Raw genomic sequence first — 19,017 nt, forward strand, 5'->3', positions numbered from 1 at the left:
GCTTGGCGTGCGTTGAGACTGCGAACGACGAACGAGAAGCCTGCAAGGAGACCGCCTTTGGCCAATATCACCCTGGTCGACGACGACGAGAACATCGTCGCCTCCGTCTCGCTGGCGCTGGAAAGCCACGGCCACAAGATCACGGCCTATCATGACGGGGCGGCCGGGCTTGAGGCGTTGGAGGCCAGTCCGCCGGATCTGGCCATCCTCGACGTGAAGATGCCCCGCATGGACGGGATGGAGGTGCTGCGCCGCCTGCGCCAGACCTCGCAGATTCCCGTCATCATGCTGACCTCGCGGGACGAGGAGATCGACGAGATTCTGGGCTTCAACCTGGGCGCCGACGACTACATCCACAAACCCTTCAGCCAGCGTCTGCTGATCGAACGGGTCAAGGCCCTGCTGCGCCGCACCGGCGCCGACGGCGGCGAGCCCGAACCGACGGGTGAGAACGCCTCCAAGGCCATCAAGCGCGGCAAGCTGTCGATGGACCCGGCCCGCCACGAGAGCACCTGGGAGGGCAAGCCGGTCAAGCTGACCGTCACCGAATTCCTGCTGTTGCAGGCGCTGGCCCAGCGCCCCGGCTTCGTGAAGAGCCGCGACAACCTGATGGACGCCGCCTACGACGACCAGGTCTATGTCGACGACCGCACCATCGACAGCCACGTCAAGCGGATGCGGAAGAAGTTCCGGGTTGTCGACCCCGAGTTCGACGCCATCGAGACCCTGTATGGCGTTGGATACCGCTATCGCGAAAGCTGATCCGCTCCCGCCGGGAGACGACGAACCGCGCCGCCCGTTGAAACGCTTCGGGGGGTCGCGGCTCGGCGGCCTGATCCTGGCCCTGAACCTGCTCAGCCTGCTGATCCTGTTTGTCGGGGCCCTGCTGCTGAACGAGTGGCAGAGCGCCCTGACGAAGGCGCGTCAGGAGACCCTGATTGCGCAGGGCGAACTCCTCGTGAGGGTGCTCGGCGAGCCCCAGATCGGCGTCACGCGCGGATCGCCGACCCCTTCGCTTGACTATGTCGAGGCCAGCCGCTGGCTGCGCGATAACTTCATTCCGGCGGGCCAGCGTGCGCGGCTGTTCGACATCGACGGCATTCCCGTCGCGGACAGCTACGAGGTGACAGAGGCGATCCCGGGCCAGGCGCTGCCGCCGGCCCGGCCCGCGGGAACGCCCGTGGATGAGGACGACGCGAAGGATCGGGCGCGCGACGAGGCGAAACTGGCTGACGCCCGGGCGGCCCTGGCGGCCGAGGTGGAGGCGGCGCTCGACGGGGACGTCCAGTCCGGCCTGCGCCGATCGGAGAACGGCGACCGCGTGGTCTCGGTTTCCATTCCGGTGCGCCACGTCCAGCAGGTGCTGGGCGTGCTGACGCTGGAGGCCGGCGACGTCGACGAGACCTTGGCCGCCCAGCGCCGCGCCCTGATGCCCTTCGCCCTGGTGGCCTTGTTCGTGAACCTGCTCGGCTCGCTGCTGATGCACCTGTTCGTGGCCCGGCCGGTTATGCGGCTGTCGGCGGCGGCCGACGAGGTCCGGCTGCAGCGCGCCCGCGCTATCTCCCTGCCTGATCTGGAGGGCCGCAAGGACGAGATCGGCGATCTGGCCCGCTCGCTGGAGACCATGACAGAGACCCTGTCGGACCGGATGGACGCCATTGAACGGTTCGCCGCCGATGTCTCGCACGAGATCAAGAACCCGCTGACCTCGATCCGGTCGGCGCTGGAGACCCTGCCGCTGGTGAAGACCGAGGCCCAGCGCGAGAAGCTGACGGCCCTGCTGCAGCAGGACGTGCGGCGGCTGGATCGGCTGATCACCGACATCTCCAACGCCTCGCGGCTCGACGCCGAACTGGCCCGGGACCGGCCCCGGACGCTGGACCTGACCACCCTGCTGACCGAGATCGTCGGGGTGTACGAGGCGGGGCGGAAACCGGGCGAGCCCCGCATCGTCTTCGCGGCGCCGACCGGCGACCATATCCTTGTTGTCGGCCGCGACGGGCCCCTGGGGCAGGTCTTCCGCAATCTGATCGACAACGCCCGCTCGTTCAGCCCCGCCGAGGGCGAGGTGCGGGTGACGCTGTCCCGCGAGGCGGCTGACGCCGAACACCCCGCCCGGGTGCAGATCGACGACGACGGCCCGGGCATTCCGCCCGAGAACCTGGAGACCGTCTTCCAGCGATTCTACACCTCGCGGCCCAAGGGCACGGCGTTCGGGGCCAACTCCGGCCTCGGCCTGTCGATCGCCCGTCAGATCGTCGAGGCCCACGGCGGCGCGATCCGGGCGGAAAACCGGATGGACGGGCATGGCGCGGTCGTCGGCGCCCGGTTCGAGGTCGCCCTGCCGCTGACCTTTATCGGACGCCGCGGATGAGCGGCCAGCCCCTGCATGGCACGGTCGCGGCGCGCTGGACCCCGGCCTCGGGCTGGCGCGGGGTTCTGATCACCGGCGCGTCCGGCGCGGGCAAGAGCGACCTCGCCCTGCGGCTGATCGGTCAGGGCTGGCGGCTGGTGGCCGACGACTACGCCCACGTCTTCGCTTCGGGCGGGGCCCTGTACGCCACGTGCCCGCCGACGATCGCGGGCCGCATCGAGGCGCGGGGCGTGGGTGTCGTCCCGGCCTGCGCGCTGGATCTGGTCCGGCTGGTGCTGGCTGTGGAGTTGTCGACAGACCCGGTCGAACGCCTGCCGGAGCCCCAAAACACCATCATCGCCGGGGTTCCGCTGCCCGTGGTCCGGCTGTGCGGATTCGAACCCTCGGCGGTCGAAAAGGTCACACTGCTGACCAGCCCGCTTTAACCCGGCGCGGACTTGGGCTATTCCGCCCGGCTTGCGGCAAGCTCAAGGGCTGTCGGACGCGGGGCGTGAGCTTTGGTTATACCGTCATGATCGGGCTGGTGATCGTCACCCACGGGGGACTGGCCTCGGAATTTCTGGCGGCCATGGAGCACGTCGTGGGCCCGCAGCGCGGGGTCGCGGCCATCTGCATCGGGCCCGAGGACGACATGGAGCGCCGCCGGCGCGACATCGTCGACGCCGCCAATGCAGTCAACGACGGCGACGGCGTCATCCTGCTGACTGACATGTTCGGCGGCACGCCCTCCAACCTGGCCATTTCGGTGATGGAAGAAACCCACGCCGAGGTCATCGCCGGGCTGAACCTGCCGATGCTGATCAAACTGGCCAGCGTGCGGGGCCGCGAACCGCTGGAATCCTGTGTGGCCCACGCCCAGGACGCGGGTCGGAAATACATCTCGGTCGCCAGCTGGGTGCTGCAGGGCGAGAAATGACGGTCACGGCTACGGCGAACATCTGCAACACCCGGGGCCTTCACGCCCGCGCCTCGGCCAAATTCGTCAAACTGGCCTCCAGCTTCGACGCCGAGGTCGAGGTCACCCGCGACGGCGTGACCGTGAACGCCCTGTCGATCATGGGGCTGCTGATGCTGGGCGCCGGCAACGGCTGCGGCATCGAGATCAGGGGCGAGGGCCCCGAAGCCGAGGCCGCGGTGGCCGCGCTCTCGGATCTGGTCGAACGCAAATTCGACGAGGACCAGTAGGTCAGTCCGGGCCCTGATCCTCGGGCGGCGTCTGCACGGCCCCGATGTGGACCACACCGCGCCGGTCCGCGATCTCCACCTGTTTCGCGCGTTCCAGATAGCGCGCCCGGTCCGCCTCGGTGCGGCTGCCGGCGCAGCGGTCGCAGGCCACGCCCTCGACATAGCGCGGCGACCGGCGCCCCGCTTCGCTGACCGGCATCCGGCAGCCCCGGCAAAGGCTGTGGCTGCCGGGCGTCAATCCGTGGCCGACGGCGACGCGCTCATCGAAGACGAAGCATTCGCCCCGCCACAGGCTGTCGGTCTCGGGCGTCGTTTCCAGATAGCGCAGGATGCCGCCCTCAAGATGGAAGACGTCCTGAACCCCTTCGGCCTTGAGGAAGGCGGTCGCCTTCTCGCAGCGGATGCCGCCGGTGCAGTACATGGCCACCTTGGGTGGGTTGGGCCCATCCAGCAGGGCGCGGCCCTCCGTCCGGAACCAGTCGGGGAAGTCGCGGAACCCGCGCGTATTGGGCTGAACCGCCCCCTCGAACGCGCCGACCGCCGCCTCATAGTCGTTGCGGGTGTCGATCACGACCGTCGCGGGATCGCGGATCAGGGCGTTCCAGTCGGCGGGGGCGACATAGGTTCCGGCGTCGGACGGGTCGAGGTCCGGCTGGCCCATGGTGACGATCTCGGGCTTGATCCGCACCTTCAGGCGATGGAACGGCATCTTCTCCGCCGTCGCATATTTCACGTCCAGGCTTGCAAAGCCGGGCAGGGCGCGGATGCTGGAAAGCACCCGTTCGATCGCCTCCGCCGGACCGGCGATGGTCCCGTTCAGGCCCTCATGGGCGACCAGCAGCGTGCCGCGCACCTCGGGCCGGCACAGACCTTCCAGCCGCTCGCGCACCGCCTCGCAATCGGCGATGGCCGCGAACCGGTACAGGGCTGCGACGCGGAGCGCGCCTGCCTCCGCCGTGTGATCGCGATCGTCCGCGCGCATGAATCTCTTTCAGTCGCCGCGCTCGAAGCGGCGCACGCCTATACGAGCGTGGCGGCGGACTGGCCAGAGTGGCGGCGAGGCGGATGGGCCGGGCGGCCTGCGCTCACTGACCATCCGCAGAAGGCGGCGCGTCCTGATCGCCCGCCGCGCGCCGGCGTCGCCGCGCCCTGGGTCCCGCTTTGGGCCCGGCCTTGGGCGCACCCTCGACCGGCAGGGAAACCCGCAGGTGGAAGCCCGTCTTGCCCGGCATGACGGCCATGGTTCCGGAAAGGCGTTCGACGCGCGCCTTCATGCCCGACAGGCCGACCCCGACGCCTTCGCCGGACGTCGGGTCCAGGTTGGCGCCGGCCAGTCCGACCCCGTTGTCGATCACGTCCAGACTGACGGTCGCGGCGGACGACGGTTTCAACAGGATATGGACCTCGGTCGCCCGGGCGTGCCGATGGACGTTCATCAGCGCTTCCTGCGTGATCCGGAACAGCGTCAGCTCGGACGCCGAGGACAGGTTCGGCAACTCTCCGGTTTCGGTCACGACCGACAGTCCGGTGCGCGCGCCGAAGCCCGCGCCGAATTTCTCGATCGCGCGGGACAGGCCCAGCCGTTCGATATCGGGTGGATGAAGCAACCAGGAGAAACTGCGCACCTCCTCGTGGGCGGCCTTCAAAGCCTGCCGGATATCCCCCACGGGCTCGTCCGGAAGCGGGGCCGCCGCAGTCCGCTCCAGACGCGACAGGGCCAGGTCGATGACGACCAGATACTGGGCCATGGTGTCATGCAGTTCCCGGGCGATCCGCCGCCGTTCCTCGGTCTCGGCATGCATCACCGCCAGCGACTGCCGGTGCGCGGCCTCCAGCAGGGCGTGGTGCTCGCTGACGTCGATGGCGAAGCCGAGGACCTGGCCCATGGCCCCGTCGAGCGTCCGGTTCAGCACCTCCTCGCGGATTTCGATCCACCGCCAGTCGCCGTCCGCATGGCGCATCCGCGTCGTCACGCGGGCGATATAGCCTTCGTCCGCCGCCGCCAGCCGGCGTCTGTGCGCGTCGAGGCGCGGAGCGTCCTGGGGATGGATCAGATCGGCCTCGGCGGGCGACGCGTCTTCCGCGTACCCCAGCAGGGTCGCGACGTCGGCCGCCACGGTCGGCGAGCGGTCATAGATGGCCGCCGCGCCCGATCCCATCAGATTGAGATGCTGGAACAGAACCCGTCGCCAGCCGACGGCGCCGTCCCGGTGTTCGGCCGGGGAGATGATCTCGACCACGGCCCCGCCCGGCATGGACTGAAGCCTGAAGGAGGTCGGGGAGGTCTTGTAATGTGAACGGCGGATCGGCGCGGTCGCCTCCACCGGGCCCCGCCCTTCAATCGCGCGGTGGAAGGCGTTGCTCAGGACCAGCCACGCATCCGGCGGGAGCAATTGCTCCAGTGTTCGTCCGGCGGCCTCGGCCCGGGTCCATCCCATCGCCTGCAGGAAGCCGGCGCTGATCCGGGTGAAGCGAGGGCCTTCCCCTTCGTCCGCCACGACAGCCAGCGGGGCGCCGAGGCCGAGAATCCAGTCTCCTTCAGCCGGTTCGACGTAACGACCAGGGTCGCCCGCCGGCATCATGGCTAAATATGGCCCATATCGAGACTCGGTCAGAGAAATACTGATTTCCGAAGCAATAGTAAGGCGATGGTGTGCGCTACCGTGCCGATATCCAGCCCAAGTCCCGCATCAACCTCAGGAAGTTCATATCAGTAGTTCAACTTATATACTAGGTGGTGACTTTTCCGTATCTTGATCACTGAGACTGGGGAGGGCTGGAATGCTGCGCGTCCTGATCGCGGACGATCATGAGATTGTGCGTCGGGGCGTGCGGGACGTTGTGGCGAACCAACCCGGCTGGGAAGTCTGCGGCGAGGCGAGCGAAGGCTCCGCGATTCTGGCCCTGGCGCAGGAACAGCAGCCGAACGTCGTCGTGCTGGATGTCTCCATGCCCGGCCTGAACGGCATGGCCGTCACCCGTCAGATCCGGCAGCTGCTTCCGGCCACGGAAGTGCTGCTGTTCACCATGCACGACGACGACGAGACGGTCGCCGGAGGGCTGGCGGCCGGCGCCCGCGGCTATCTTCTCAAGACCGAGGGCGAGGCCCAGCTGGTCGCCGCGATCGGCGCTCTGGCCGTGCACCGTCCGTATTTCTCTCCGGTCATCGCCGAGATGCTGCTGGACGCGACGGTCCACGAGCGCACCCGGTCGCGCCTGGAAACCTTCACCCTTCGCGAGCTCGAGGTCGCGCAGCTGATCGCCGAGGGCTGCAGCAGCAAACAGATCGCCCGGAAGCTGGGCATCAGCATCAAGACCGTGGAAAGCCACCGCGCCGCGGCCATGCGCAAGGCCGGCGTCCGCCGCGCCGCCGAGTTCGTGCGCTTCGCGATCAAGCACAACCTGATCCGGGCCTAGGCGCCGGGCCCGCACGCGGCCATGCGGATCAGGGAGAACCCGCGAAGTTTTCTCAGGGGCCTGCGACGGCCGCATAGCGTGGGCGCCCGATACCCCGGCGCTTCGCGGACCGACATGGTCGGGATGCGCCGGACGAATTCCGCCCCTTCGACCCTGCTTCCAGCCCGGTCACCGCGACATTCCAGCGGCAGGGAGCCGTCCTTCGCACTGCCGGCGGCCCGATTCCTCTCCCCGGGTCCCCGATGAAACTGACCGGTCCCGCCCCAGTGCGGGGCCGGATTTTTTCCAACGGCCTGCGCGCCCGCGGTTCGGTTCAGGGAGCTGTCGTGGATATCGCCAAGCCTGAGACGCTCTGTGGAGCGCCTGGTGGAGCCGAGGGGAGTCGAACCCCTGACCTCGTCATTGCGAACGACGCGCTCTACCAACTGAGCTACGGCCCCCCTTGTCCCACGGTCAGTGGGGCGCAGGCGAGCCGGCGACATACGAGGGGCGGGGCCGGAGTGTCAACGGGGTTGAGCCGGGTCGGTCCGGAGCGGAGCCCTGCGGCGCCGTAATCGTTGGACGTGGGGCGCGGCCACGCTAGAAGCGGGGCTCAATCGGTTTCCGGAGTCCCTTCATGGGTTACGCCATCGTCTGGCTGGTTAATACGATCCTGTCGCTCATGACCTGGGCGATCATCCTGTCGGCCATCTTCAGCTGGCTGTTCGCCTTCGACGTGATCAACCGCCGCAACCAGTTCGTCGCCCAGCTGGCCGACTTCCTCGACCGGATCACCACGCCGATCCTCGAGCCGTTCCGCAAGGTCATTCCGCCGCTGGGCGGGATCGACATCTCTCCGATCGTCGTCCTGCTGTTGATCAATTTCCTCAAGATCCTGTTCAACCGGCTGACCGCGCCGATCCTGATCCAGATGCTGGGATAGGCGCGACCGCCGCGACACGCCTTCACCCGTTCCTCACCGACCCTCGCTTCCGGCCTTGCGCCGTCCGGCGAGGGTCCTAAGGTGCCGCTCCGACCGGGCCCAGCGCCCGCCAGCCAACCGGACTTCATGACCACGATCCGTTCCGTCGCCATCGTCGGCGCAGGCCAGATGGGCGCAGGCATCGCCCAGGCGGTGGCCGTGGGCGGCTATCAGGTGCTGCTGTACGACGCCGCCGCCGATCGCGTGCCGCAAGCCCAAGGGGCTATCGCCGCCAGCCTTGCACGCCAGGTCGCGCGCGGCCTGATTGACCAGACCGCCGCCGACGCCGCCCTGGCGCGCATCTCCGCCGCCCCCTCCCTCGCCGCCGCGGCGAAAGCCGACCTGGTCATCGAGGCCGCGATCGAGGACGAGGCGGCCAAGAAATCCATCCTCGCCGACCTGACCCCGCATCTGGGGGCCGACACCCTGCTGGCGTCGAACACCTCGTCGATCTCGATCACCCGGCTGGCCTCGGCCACCGACCGGCCCGAGCGCTTCATCGGCCTGCATTTCATGAAGCCGGCGCCGGTGATGAAACTGGTCGAGATCATCCGCGGCATCGCCACCTCGGCCCAGACCTATGACGCCGCCGTCGCCTTCGCGGAGTCGCTGGGCAAGACGACGACCAATTCCGAGGACTTCCCCGCCTTCATCGTCAACCGCATCCTGGTGCCGATGATCAATGAGGCGGTCTATGTGCTTTACGAGGGCGTGGGCAACGTGGCCTCGATCGACAAGGCGCTGAAGCTGGGCGCCAACCATCCGATGGGGCCGCTGGAGCTGGCGGACTTCATGGGGCTGGACGTCGTCCTGGCCATCATGAACGTGCTCTATGACGGCCTGGCCGACAGCAAATACCGGCCCTGTCCGCTGCTGGTGAAATACGTCGAGGCCGGCTGGCTGGGGCGCAAGTCCGGGCGCGGCTTCTACGACTATTCCGGCCCGGAACCGGCGCCGACCCGATGATGCTCCCGACGCTCGAAAAGCCGGAAGACTTCCCGGGTCAGCAGCGCGTCGCGTGGCGGCGCGAACCGCAGCGCATCGTGCTGGCGGCGTTGGCCGGGGCGCTCTGGCCCCCGCTGGTCATCACCCTGCTCGTCTGGCCGCCCCAGAACTGGCTGCCCAGTCTCGAGATGGACTGGCGTCTGGTCGTTCTGGTCATCGGCTTCGCGGCGGTGCCCGGCGGTCTGTGGCTGCTGGGTCGCGAGCGCGATATGACCGGCCGTCCCTCGACCCGGCTGGGCGTCGTCTGGCGCTTCATGTTCTACGGCGGCCTGCTGGCGGCGGGGCTTCAGGGCGCGCTGGCCCTGATCGTGTCGATCGTCGGCTGGTTCGAGGCCGGGGGCATCGCCCAGGCGGCGGGCGCGACCGAGACCACGCTTCTGATCTACGGCGTCGGCGGCCTGCCGATCGCGGTCCTGCTGGGCGTCAGCTACGCCCTGTGGGCCGGTCTCTGCGCGGCCTTCATCGCCTTCATGCCGCAGCCCGAGGTCCGCGACCGTCTGGGCGTCATGCGCGACCGCGACCCGGACTGACGGGGCCGCCGGTTACGGCGAATTCAGTTTCCAGATATCGCCGCTTCCGCCACTGTGACGCCCGCCGGGACGGGGGAAAATCATGGCTGCAGTCGACATTGAATCCGCGCCGCGGGCCGCGCCCGCGCTCGAGCCCGTCCGGCCGAAGGACCGCATCTACAATCTGGATGTGCTGCGCGGCTGGGCCATCCTCGGCATTCTCGCCGTCAACGCCATCGCCTTCGCCTGGCCCTACCAGCTGACCATGTCCGAGGGTGCGCCCCCAGGCGTGCTCACCCAGGCCGATCACATCGGCATGTGGGTCACCGACGTCTTCTTCTCCGACAAGATGCGCAGCCTGTTCACCATGCTGTTCGGCGTGTCGGTCTTTCTGGTCGGCGGCGAGCGGTTCGATGATAACCGCGGTCCGCTGCTGCGCCGCCGCCTGTTGTGGCTGGGGCTGATCGGCCTGATCCATGGCGCGGTCTTCTGGTACGGCGACATCCTGTTCCACTACGCCTACTGCGGCCTGCTGGTGATGCTGATGCGCTCGTGGAGCGCGCGCCGCCTGCTGTGGGTCGGCGGGTCGATCACCCTGCTGTGGGGCCTCGTCGCGACGGCCGGCTATTGGGGCATGGCCAACATGCCCGCGGAATACGCGGAACAGATGAAGGCCGGGATGCCGGCCATGGATCCCGCCGCCATCCAGGCCACGATCGATCTCTACCGCGCCGGCTGGCCCTCGGGCCTGCTGGCGAACCTCGAGACCTGGGCGACCTTCCAGCTGATGGCCAGCCCGTTCCTGATCCCCGTCACCGTGCCGTTGATGCTGCTCGGGCTGGGCCTGTTCAAGTCGGGCTATTTCTCGGGCCGGTCGCCGCTCTGGACCTATCTGCTGGTCATCGCGCTCGGCGGCGCCAATCTGGCGGCCTTCGCCTGGTTCGGCTGGCAGGAGGCGATGGCGCCCAAGGGGACCGACTCCACCAACGGCCTGGCCGCCGCCGCCGGCGGCATGGCGCCCCTGATCACCCTGTTCTACGCCAGCGTCCTGATCCTGATAAACCGGTTCGGGCTGCGGGTGCTGACCGCGGTCTTCGCGCCGGTCGGCCGCATGGCCTTCACCAACTATCTAACCCAGACCCTGATCATGGTCACCCTCTACTATGCGCCCTGGGGCCCCATGTGGTTCGGCTCGCACAGCCCGGCCGAGATGTGGATGGTGGTGATCGGCGTCTGGATCGCTCAGCTGATCTGGTCGCCGCTGTGGCTGTCCGCGTTCAGCATGGGACCGCTGGAGTGGGTGTGGCGCTGCCTGACCTACGGACGGATGGTGCCGATCCGCAAACCCGCCGCGGCCCCGGTCGCTGCCTGAGCGTTGCCCTGAACGTTGCCGGGGGGCGGGTGATGGCTTAAGCGGCGCGGCATGAGCACCGACACGCCGATCCGCCCCGAAGCCCGCAATCCGCGCGGATTCGCCGACCGCCGAGGCGCGGACCTGACCGCCGAGCGCCGCCTCGTGGCGCGCGTGTCCGAGGTCTATGAGCGCTGGGGCTTCGAGCCGCTGGAGACCGGCGCCTTCGAATACGCCGACGCCTTGGGCAAATTCCTGCCCGACGCCGACCGTCCGAACGAGGGCGTCTTCGCCCTGCAGGACGACGACGAACAGTGGATGGCGCTGCGCTACGACCTGACCGCGCCGCTGGCCCGGTTCGCNGACCGTCCGAACGAGGGCGTCTTCGCCCTGCAGGACGACGACGAACAGTGGATGGCGCTGCGCTACGACCTGACCGCGCCGCTGGCCCGGTTCGCGGCGCAGGGATGGGAGACCCTGCCCAAGCCGTTCCGCCGCTACGCCTTCGGTCCCGTGTGGCGCAACGAGAAGCCCGGCCCCGGCCGCTTCCGCGAATTCGTCCAGTGCGACGCCGACACCGTCGGCTCTGACCGGCCCGAGGCCGACGCCGAGATCATCGCCATGGCCTGCGAGGGTCTGCGCGCCGCCGGGCTCGACGCCGGTCAGGCCGTGGTCCGGGTCTCGAACCGCAAGCTGTTCGACGGCCTGTTCGCCGCGGGCGGGATCGAGGACGCCGGTCAGAAGCTGACCGCCTTGCGCGCTATCGACAAATTCGACCGTCTGGGCTGGGAGGGCGTCGCCGCCCTGCTGGGCGAGGGCCGGCTGGACGAGTCGGGCGACTACACCAAGGGGGCGAAACTGCCGTCCGGCGTGATCGCGACCATCGAAGGCTTCCTCGCCTCGGTCGGGACCGAGGGCCTGACGCGGGCGCAGACGCTCGACGCCGTGGCGAAGGCCGGCGGTCTGGGCGAGATCGGCGAGGGGGCCCTGAACGAACTGGCCGCCATCGACGCGGCGCTCAACGCCATGAAGGTCGGGCAGGAGGCGGTGCGTTTCGATCCGACCATCGTGCGCGGGCTCGAGTATTACACCGGCGCCGTGTTCGAGGCCGAACTGCTGCTGGACACCACCGACGACAAGGGCCGGGCCGTGCGCTTCGGCTCGATCGGCGGCGGCGGGCGCTACGACGATCTGGTCGCCCGATTCACCGGCGAGCGGCTGCCCGCCACGGGCTTCTCGTTCGGCGTCTCGCGTCTGGCCTCGGCGCTCAAGGCGGCGGGCCGCGGCGGGGCGGACGGCGTGCGCGGCCCGGTGGTCGTCATCGTCTTCTCGGACGCCGACATGCAGCACTATCTCGATGCGGTGTCAGAGCTGCGCAACGCCGGGATCGCCGCCGAACTCTACCTCGGCCGGGCGGGCATGAAGGCCCAGATGAAGTATGCCGACCGGCGCGGGGCCCCCGCCGCCGTCATCCTCGGCGGGGACGAAATCGCGGCCGGACAGGTGACGGTAAAGGACCTGGATGCGGGCCGCGCCCTGGCCGCCGGCGTCACCGACAACGAGGCCTGGAAGGCTGAACGGCCGGGTCAGCGCGTGGTCCCGCGCGGCGACCTGATCGCAACCGTGCGCGCCATCGTCGAAGGCGCACACACAGGTTCGTGAGTTAACGGCGATAACCCAGGAATTCCCGTTGGTTCCACAGGGTATTCATTGACTGAGGCGTTTCGGGGAGGAAACGTCCGCTCGTCAAAGAGCGAAAAGAAGCCCGCCGCGATGTATCCCCCGCGGCGGGCTTTTTTGCGTCTGGAGATCAGTTCTCCCTCCCCCGAAGTGGGGAGGGACGGCGAGGCGCAGCCGAGCCCGGGTGGGGAAGTGCGAACTCTCCGCCATTGGCTGCAGAACTGACGCACCCCACCCGGATCGCTGCGCGATCGTCCCTCCCCATGAAGGGGAGGGAGAGGGCAAAGAAAAAGGGGCCGGAGCACTCGGCTCCGACCCCTCGTTCGTTCAGCGTGTGGAACGCCCTACCAGATACGCACCCGGTCTTCCGGGGCGAGGTAGTATTTCGAACCCGGCTGGACGTTGAACGCCTCATACCAGGCGTCGATGTTGCGCACCGGGCCGATGACGCGGAACTCGGCGGGGCTGTGCGAGTCCGTGGCGATCTGGTTGCGCAGGGAGTCGTCGCGCATCTTCGACTGCCAGACCTGGGCCCAGCCGTAGAAGAAGCGCTGGTCGCCGGTCGTGCCGTCGATCACCGGAGCCGGGCGGCCGTTCAGCGACAGGTGGTAGGCTTCCAGACCCACCGCGTTGCCGGCGGCGTCGCCGATGTTCTCGCCCATCGTCAGGCCGGGGTTGATGGTGAAGCCGGGGATCGGTTCGAACTGGGCGTACTGTTCGCCCAGACGCTTGGTCAGGCCGTCGAAATTGGCCCGGTCCTCGGGGGTCCACCAGCTGCGCAGCACGCCGTCGCCGTCGGACTTGGAGCCCTGGTCGTCGAAGCCGTGGCCGATCTCGTGGCCGATGACGCCGCCGATGCCGCCGTAGTTGACGGCCGGGTCCGCGTCCGGATCGAAGAACGGCGGCTGCAGGATGGCGGCCGGGAAGACGATCTCGTTGTTGGTCGAGTTGTAATAGGCGTTCACCGTCTGGGGCGTCATGCCCCACTCGGTCTTGTCGACCGGCTGGTTCAGGCGGTTCAGCTGGTAGTTCCACTGGAAGAGGCCGGCGCGCTCGGCGTTTCCGAACAGGTCGTTCGGGCGGATTTCCAGCGCGGAATAGTCACGCCACTTGTTCGGATAGCCGATCTTGACCGTGAACTTGTTCAGCTTCTCCTCGGCCGCCGCCTTCGTCTCGGCGCTCATCCAGCTGTAGTTCTGGATGCGGTTGCCCAGGGCGGTGCGCAGGTTGGCCACCAGCTCTTCCATCTTGGCCTTGGACTCGGCGGGGAAATATTCGGCCACATACTGGCGGCCGACGGCCTCGCCCAGCATGCCTTCGGCGAAGCTGATGCCGCGCTTGTCGCGGGGGCGCTGCATCGGCTGGCCGTTCAGGTCGCGCGAGCGGAACTCCCACTGGGCGTCGGAGAAGCGGCGCGACAGGCGTGGTGCGGCGTCGTCGACGGTGTGGAAGGCCTGCCAGGCCTGGATGACTTCGATCGGCGTCTCGGCGTAGATGGCGGCGATCTTCGGCATGGCCGTGTCCTGCCGGACGATCAGGCGCGGAACCTCGCCCACGCCGACGGCGGTGTAATAGTCCTGCCACGGGAAGCCGGGAGCCTCCTCGGCCAGGCGGGCGATGGTGTATTCGTTATAGGTCTCGTCGCGGTTCCGGTTCTCGGCGGCGGTCCAGTGCGCCTCGGCGATCCGGGTCTCGAAGGCCAGGATGGCTTCGGCGGACGCGGCGGCGTTCTCCCAGCCGGCCATCTCCAGCATGCGCGCGATATAGGTCTGGTACAGGGCCTTCTTCTCGGCCCAGCGCTGCTCCAGATAGTAGTCGCGGTTGGGCAGGCCCAGGCCCGACTGGCCGGTCGAAACGACGTAGCGGGTCGGCGCCTTCTGGTCGGTGGTGATGCCGGTGCCGAAGATGGAGCCGCCGATGCGGCCCTGGGTGTCGCCCATGTAGACGGCGGCCAGCTCATGGGTGTTGGCGGCGCGGATGGCGGCCAGGTAGGGGGCCAGCGGCTGGGCGTCCAGCGCCTCGATACGGGCCTCGTCCATATAGGAGCGGTAGGCGTCGGCGATCTTCTGTTCGTCCGAGCCCGCGGTCAGATCGGAGCGCGCGGCCAGACCGTCGATCATCGCCTTGACGCGGTTGTCCGACAGTTCGCGCAGCAGGGCGAACGAGCCATAGCTGGTGCGGTCCGACGGGATCTGCATCTGATCCAGCGCGGCGCCGTTGGCGTAGCGCATGAAGCTGTCGCCGGGGTTCACCGAGGTGTCGCGGCCGGCGAGGTCGAAGCCCCAGGTCCCGTATCGCGGCGCTTCCGTGCCCTGATAGCCCAGCACCGTGGCGCCTTCCTGCGGGGTCTGGAACAGTTCGTAGACCGTGCAGCCCTCGTCGATGCAGCCGTGTTCATGGTCCTGGGCGGCCGCCACCGAGGCGGGCAGAAGCAGGGCGCCGAGCGCGGCGCCGATCAGCATTTTTTTCATGGGGTTTCCCTCGACTTCGCATCTCTGTGGACAGCGTCGGCCGGGACCCTACGCCCCGGTTCCGGGCTGTCGCCTGAATTTTTTGTCATGTGCGACGGAAAGCCGGACGGAGCGGCGTTTCAGCCTGTAGGCTGAGCGTCATTGGGGATGCGATGACGATTCACGGCGGCGGCGGCGAATACCAGGATCTGGTGGTCTTTCTGGCCGCGGCGGGCGTGATCGTACCGCTGTTCAACCGTCTCAGGATCAGCCCCGTTCTCGGCTTTCTCGCGGCGGGCGTGCTGTTGGGCCCCCACGGCTTCGGCCGTATGGCGGAGACCGTTCCCTGGCTCGCCTGGCTGACCATTTCGGACGCCGAACAGATACGCTCCCTCTCGGAGCTTGGCGTCGCCTTTCTCATGTTCATGATCGGCCTCGAGCTTTCGTGGAGCCGGTTGAAGGCCATGCGCCGGCTGGTCTTCGGCCTGGGTCTGACCCAGGTCGCCGTCTGCACGGTCGGCCTCGGCGCCGTCTTCATGCTGATGGGGCAGCCGCTGGTTTCCGCGGCGGTGCTGGGCATGGGTCTGGCCCTGTCCTCGACCGCTGTCGTCATGCCGGTGATGGCCGAGCGCGGCCGCATCTCGACGACGTCCGGCCGTTCGACCTTCGCCATCCTTCTGGCCCAGGACTTGTCCGTCGCCCCGATCCTGATCACGGTCACCTTCCTCGCCGCCATGGTGAAGGACGGAGCTACCCCGGCCGGCGAGTTCGATCCGACGGTGCTGGGCCCGGCCCTGTTCACCCTCATCCCCGCCGCGGTCGGTGTGGCCCTGCTCTTCCTGCTCGGCCGGCTGGTCCTGCGGCCCCTGTTCCGGTCGGTCGCCAAGGCCAAGGCGAGAGGGCAGGGGCAGGAGATGTTCGTCGCCGCCAGCCTGCTGGTCGTGGTCGGTTCCGGCCTCGCCGCCCAGGCCGCCGGCCTGTCGATGAGCCTCGGCGCCCTGATCGCCGGCCTGCTGCTGGCCGAGACCGAGTTCCGGCGCGAGGTCGAGCTGTCGATCGAGCCGTTCAAGGGTCTGCTGCTCGGGGTCTTCTTTGTCGGCGTTGGCATCGGTCTGGATGTGGACGCGGTGGTCGCCGACCCCGGCGTGGTCTTCGGCCTCGCCGCGATGATGACCCTGCTCAAGGCCGGCCTGATCTACGCGGCCGCGCGGGCGTGGAAGCTGGGCAACCGCGTCGCCATCGAAACGGCGCTCATCCTCGGGCCGGCGGGCGAGTTCGCCTTCGTCATCCTCGGCGCCGGTCTGGTCGAGGGAATCGCCTCGCCCGACTTCACGCGGCAGGTCATGCTGGCGGCCACCATCAGCATCTTCAGCATTCCGTTGATGGCCCTGATCGCCTCGCGTCTGGTGAAACAGGTCGAGGCCGGCCGCCCCGATCTTCCGGACGAGGCGACCAGCCCCACGGCCGAGGACGGCCAGGTGCTGATCGTCGGTTTCGGCCGGGTCGGGCGGCTGGTCGGTGAAATCCTGCTGACCCACGACCAGCGGTTCCTCGCCGTGGACGCCGATCCGTCCACCGTCGCCAAAGGCCGGGCCGAGGGGTCGAACGTCTTCTACGGGGACGCCGCCCGCGAGGAGATGCTGGGCCTGTGCGGAATTGCCTCGGCCCGGGCGGTGGTCGTGACCATGGATGCGCCCGCCAAGGTGGACGAGGTCGTGAAGGCGGTGCGGGCCGTCCGCCCCGACGTCGTCCTGATCGCCCGCGCCCGCGACGACAAACATGCGGCGCGCCTGTACAGCCTCGGCGTCACCGATGCGGTGCCGGAAACCACCGAGGCCAGTCTTCAGCTGGCCGAGAACACCCTCGTCGATCTGGGCGTGCCCATGGGTCTGGTTCTGGCCTCGATCCACGAAAGGCGCGACCGGTTCCGCAAGGTGTTCCAGGAGGCGATGCCGGACGGCGAGGCGCCGCGCCGCGCCCGCGCCCTGCGCTCCACGCTGCGGCGCTGAGCCGCAGGCGACGGAAACGCCGCCGTCGCCGCGTTAACCCCCAAGCTAATGGCGCCGTTAATCCCGCTACCCCAATTTGGTCATCGTTGCGTGATGACTGCCCGTCCTCGCCCCTGAGGCGATTTTGCGCGCCGCGCGCGCCCCGAAAGACCCTTCGCTTCGGCGTTCAGTTTTACCGGCGGATGTCAGCCGCCGCTTCGTGAGTAGTCCCTTCATGCGAGATATCGCCCCGACCTCCGCCCCCTCCAACGATGTTGAAGGGGAGGCCCCCCGTCTGAACCGCCGCCAGGCCGCCAAGGTCCGGACGCGTCAGAAGGTGCTGGACGCCGCCCGCCTGCTGTTCGCCGAGCGCGGCTACGAGCCCGCCACCATCCGCGACATCGCCAAGGGCGCCGGCATGTCGACCGGCGCCGTCTTCGCCAACTTCCAGGACAAGGCCGAGCTGTTCGAGGCCGTCCTGTCCACCGACATGGTCCAGCTGGCGGAAACGCTGAAGGCCGCCGCCGCGGCTGAATCCACCGTGAAGGGCCGGCTGCTGGCCGCCCTGACCGCCGGTTACCACGCCTCTCTGGAGCAGCTGCCGCTGGTTCAGGCCGTCGTCGCCCGCTCGTGGTTCCAGCCGGTCGCCGCCGAAATGCGCTCGCGCGAGGCCATCAAGCCGCTGGTCTCGGTCGTCACCGACGCCCTCCAGGCCGGCGTGGCCGAGCGTGAACTGCGTCAGGACGCCGACGTCCGCCTGCTCGGCGAGATGATCTACGACGCCTGGCTGTCGAACTACCGCCGCGCCGCCTACGACAACTGGACCATCCAGCAGCTGACGACGCAGATCGGCAAACAGGTCGACGTGATCCTGGCCGGTCAGCTCTCGCGCCAGTAAGACTCCGCCGCCGACCAGACGTGTCGAAGGCCGCGACCCCCGTCGCGGCCTTCAGCTTTTCCAGCGCAATGTCGCCGGCTTCACCGGATTCGCGAAGGCCCGCCCCTCGGCGCGGCTCCTGACCCATTCGCGCTTCAGCTGCTGGTACCATTTCGCCTGTTTGTCGGCGTCGTCGATCCAGATCAGCGCCGGGTCGTAGCGCAGCCCCTCGTTCTGCAGGTTCACCATGCCGCCGTCCTGTTTCAGGAAGGCGACCACCCCCATGCGCAGGAACGGCCTGGCGAGTCCGAACACCCAGTGGTCGGACCAGAAGATCTGGGTGATCCGCGTCTTCGTCTCGCTGACAGGCGTCAGACAGGTCAGGGCCAGCACCTGCCGTTCCCCGACCTGGATATGCTCCCAGCGATAGCCGGGCAGGCGGAAGGTGATCTCCGTCGCCGGCGCCCCGCCGAGGATTTTATACGCCCGGCTGTTCGACGACGGTGCGTGCCGCACCATGGCGAAGCCCTGCTCTCGCGGCTCGAAGGCCTTGGCCTTCTCGTGCATCGAATGTTCCGACCGCCACCACCACTGCTGATGCACATAGGGGCCATGGGCCGGGTCCATCAGGCCGACGACCGCGTGATCGATATGGGCCTCGAAATCCATCCATTCGACCAGTTTCGCCTCGCCGCCGACCACGCCGGGAAACTGCGGCGGCTCCTGATCCGGCTCGGCCGGATTGCGCGGGTCCGACGTGACCCAGACGAAGACCATCCCCTGGCTCTCGCGCACGGGATAGGACCGCACCCGGATGCGATCGGTCTCATAGGCCTGATCCTCGACCAGCGACGGAATGGCCGCACACACCCCGTCCGGCCGGAAGCGCCAGCCGTGGTAGCAGCACTCGATCGTCTCGCCCTCGCCCGGCTTCTCGACCAGCCGCCCGGCCGACAGGGGCGCGGCGCGGTGGGGGCAGATGTCGCGCATGGCGTAGACCTGACCCGCCCGCGTCCGGCCGATCAGCACGGGTTCGCCCAGCAGCTCGTATCGTTTCAATGAGGCGGCGGCCACGTCGCGCGACAGGGCGACGAAATACCAGGCGTCCAGCACGAACCCCTTGCCGAACGCGGTCGGCGGAGCCTTGGCTTCTGGCGTTTTGTCGGAAACGGGGGCGCTGTCGGCTGGGTTCATGCATCCAGTCTAGACGGCGGGCCCGC

17 protein-coding genes, 1 tRNA gene and 1 pseudogene are annotated in these 19,017 nt (G+C 68.5%); 14 read left to right on the top strand and 5 right to left on the bottom strand.

From position 1 onward, the window contains the following. Positions 1-57: 57 nt before the first annotated feature. The 5 genes from ASD25_RS10155 (at position 58) to ASD25_RS10175 (ending at position 3,559) form a co-directional block, all read left to right on the top strand. A complete protein-coding gene (locus tag ASD25_RS10155) occupies positions 58-762 on the top strand; it encodes a response regulator transcription factor (RefSeq protein WP_056616970.1) in 705 nt (234 codons plus the stop codon). Beyond that, positions 731-2,374 carry a cell wall metabolism sensor histidine kinase WalK gene (locus tag ASD25_RS10160; protein ID WP_156389251.1) on the top strand — a complete coding sequence of 548 codons (1,644 nt, stop codon included), beginning with the start codon at positions 731-733 and terminating at the stop codon, positions 2,372-2,374. The genes ASD25_RS10155 and ASD25_RS10160 overlap by 32 nt, the downstream gene beginning before the upstream one ends. Further along, positions 2,371-2,799 carry an HPr kinase/phosphorylase gene (locus ASD25_RS10165; RefSeq protein WP_056616973.1) on the top strand — a complete coding sequence of 143 codons (429 nt, stop codon included), beginning with the start codon at positions 2,371-2,373 and terminating at the stop codon, positions 2,797-2,799. The genes ASD25_RS10160 and ASD25_RS10165 overlap by 4 nt, the downstream gene beginning before the upstream one ends. An 86-nt stretch (positions 2,800-2,885) precedes the next feature. Further along, positions 2,886-3,290 carry a PTS sugar transporter subunit IIA gene (locus ASD25_RS10170; RefSeq protein WP_056616976.1) on the top strand — a complete coding sequence of 135 codons (405 nt, stop codon included), beginning with the start codon at positions 2,886-2,888 and terminating at the stop codon, positions 3,288-3,290. Continuing rightward, positions 3,287-3,559 (top strand): HPr family phosphocarrier protein, encoded by a 273-nt coding sequence (locus tag ASD25_RS10175; protein ID WP_056616979.1) that lies wholly within the window; start codon positions 3,287-3,289, stop codon positions 3,557-3,559. Before ASD25_RS10170 ends, ASD25_RS10175 begins: the two co-directional genes overlap by 4 nt. Position 3,560: 1 nt before the next feature. Here ASD25_RS10175 and ASD25_RS10180 read toward each other — a convergent pair whose 3' ends face one another. Both ASD25_RS10180 and ASD25_RS10185 read right to left on the bottom strand, forming a co-directional pair. Beyond that, on the bottom strand, positions 3,561-4,541 hold the full coding sequence (locus tag ASD25_RS10180; RefSeq protein ID WP_056616982.1) for a rhodanese-related sulfurtransferase: 981 nt from the start codon (positions 4,539-4,541) through the stop codon (positions 3,561-3,563). Positions 4,542-4,644: 103 nt separating this feature from the next. Next, entirely contained in the window at positions 4,645-6,138 is a 1,494-nt protein-coding gene (locus tag ASD25_RS10185) for a PAS domain-containing protein (RefSeq protein WP_235562691.1), read from the bottom strand. Positions 6,139-6,340: 202 nt separating this feature from the next. Between ASD25_RS10185 and ASD25_RS10190 the strand changes: the two genes are divergently transcribed. Next, positions 6,341-6,976 carry a response regulator transcription factor gene (locus tag ASD25_RS10190; RefSeq protein WP_056616986.1) on the top strand — a complete coding sequence of 212 codons (636 nt, stop codon included), beginning with the start codon at positions 6,341-6,343 and terminating at the stop codon, positions 6,974-6,976. 364 nt (positions 6,977-7,340) lie between these two features. On the opposite strand, the gene ASD25_RS10195 is transcribed toward ASD25_RS10190, so the two are convergent. After that, positions 7,341-7,416 (bottom strand) — tRNA-Ala (locus ASD25_RS10195). Between the two features lie 176 nt (positions 7,417-7,592). On the opposite strand from ASD25_RS10195, the gene ASD25_RS10200 reads away from it, so the two are divergent. The 6 genes and pseudogenes from ASD25_RS10200 to hisS all read left to right on the top strand — a co-directional run. Beyond that, entirely contained in the window at positions 7,593-7,898 is a 306-nt protein-coding gene (locus ASD25_RS10200; RefSeq protein WP_056616989.1) for a YggT family protein, read from the top strand. A 126-nt stretch (positions 7,899-8,024) separates the two neighbouring features. Then, positions 8,025-8,903 (top strand): 3-hydroxybutyryl-CoA dehydrogenase, encoded by an 879-nt coding sequence (locus ASD25_RS10205; RefSeq protein ID WP_056616991.1) that lies wholly within the window; start codon positions 8,025-8,027, stop codon positions 8,901-8,903. After that, positions 8,903-9,472: a hypothetical protein gene (locus ASD25_RS10210; protein WP_056617219.1), complete on the top strand. Its 570-nt coding sequence runs from the start codon at positions 8,903-8,905 to the stop codon at positions 9,470-9,472. The genes ASD25_RS10205 and ASD25_RS10210 overlap by 1 nt, the downstream gene beginning before the upstream one ends. Positions 9,473-9,554: 82 nt before the next feature. Continuing rightward, positions 9,555-10,823: a DUF418 domain-containing protein gene (locus tag ASD25_RS10215; RefSeq protein ID WP_056616994.1), complete on the top strand. Its 1,269-nt coding sequence runs from the start codon at positions 9,555-9,557 to the stop codon at positions 10,821-10,823. Positions 10,824-10,874: 51 nt separating this feature from the next. Continuing rightward, on the top strand, positions 10,875-11,164 hold a 290-nt coding region (locus ASD25_RS31900; protein ID WP_235562692.1), incomplete at its 3' end, for an ATP phosphoribosyltransferase regulatory subunit. A gap of 1 nt (position 11,165) precedes the next feature. Continuing rightward, positions 11,166-12,464, top strand: a pseudogene (gene hisS, locus ASD25_RS10220) (histidine--tRNA ligase); the annotation flags it as partial. Between the two features lie 362 nt (positions 12,465-12,826). Here the strand turns inward: hisS and ASD25_RS10225 are convergent. Further along, entirely contained in the window at positions 12,827-14,953 is a 2,127-nt protein-coding gene (locus ASD25_RS10225; RefSeq protein ID WP_056617001.1) for a M13 family metallopeptidase, read from the bottom strand. 152 nt (positions 14,954-15,105) lie between these two features. Between ASD25_RS10225 and ASD25_RS10230 the strand changes: the two genes are divergently transcribed. Continuing rightward, entirely contained in the window at positions 15,106-16,941 is a 1,836-nt protein-coding gene (locus ASD25_RS10230; protein WP_056617004.1) for a cation:proton antiporter, read from the top strand. A gap of 214 nt (positions 16,942-17,155) precedes the next feature. After that, the gene (locus ASD25_RS10235) at positions 17,156-17,818 is read left to right on the top strand and encodes a TetR/AcrR family transcriptional regulator (RefSeq protein ID WP_056617006.1); all 663 of its coding nucleotides are present in this window, start codon (positions 17,156-17,158) and stop codon (positions 17,816-17,818) included. A 51-nt stretch (positions 17,819-17,869) separates the two neighbouring features. Here the strand turns inward: ASD25_RS10235 and ASD25_RS10240 are convergent, their stop codons facing one another. Further along, positions 17,870-18,991 (bottom strand): aromatic ring-hydroxylating dioxygenase subunit alpha, encoded by a 1,122-nt coding sequence (locus tag ASD25_RS10240; protein WP_056617009.1) that lies wholly within the window; start codon positions 18,989-18,991, stop codon positions 17,870-17,872. Positions 18,992-19,017 lie beyond the last annotated feature (26 nt).

The organism is Brevundimonas sp. Root1423, from assembly GCF_001426805.1.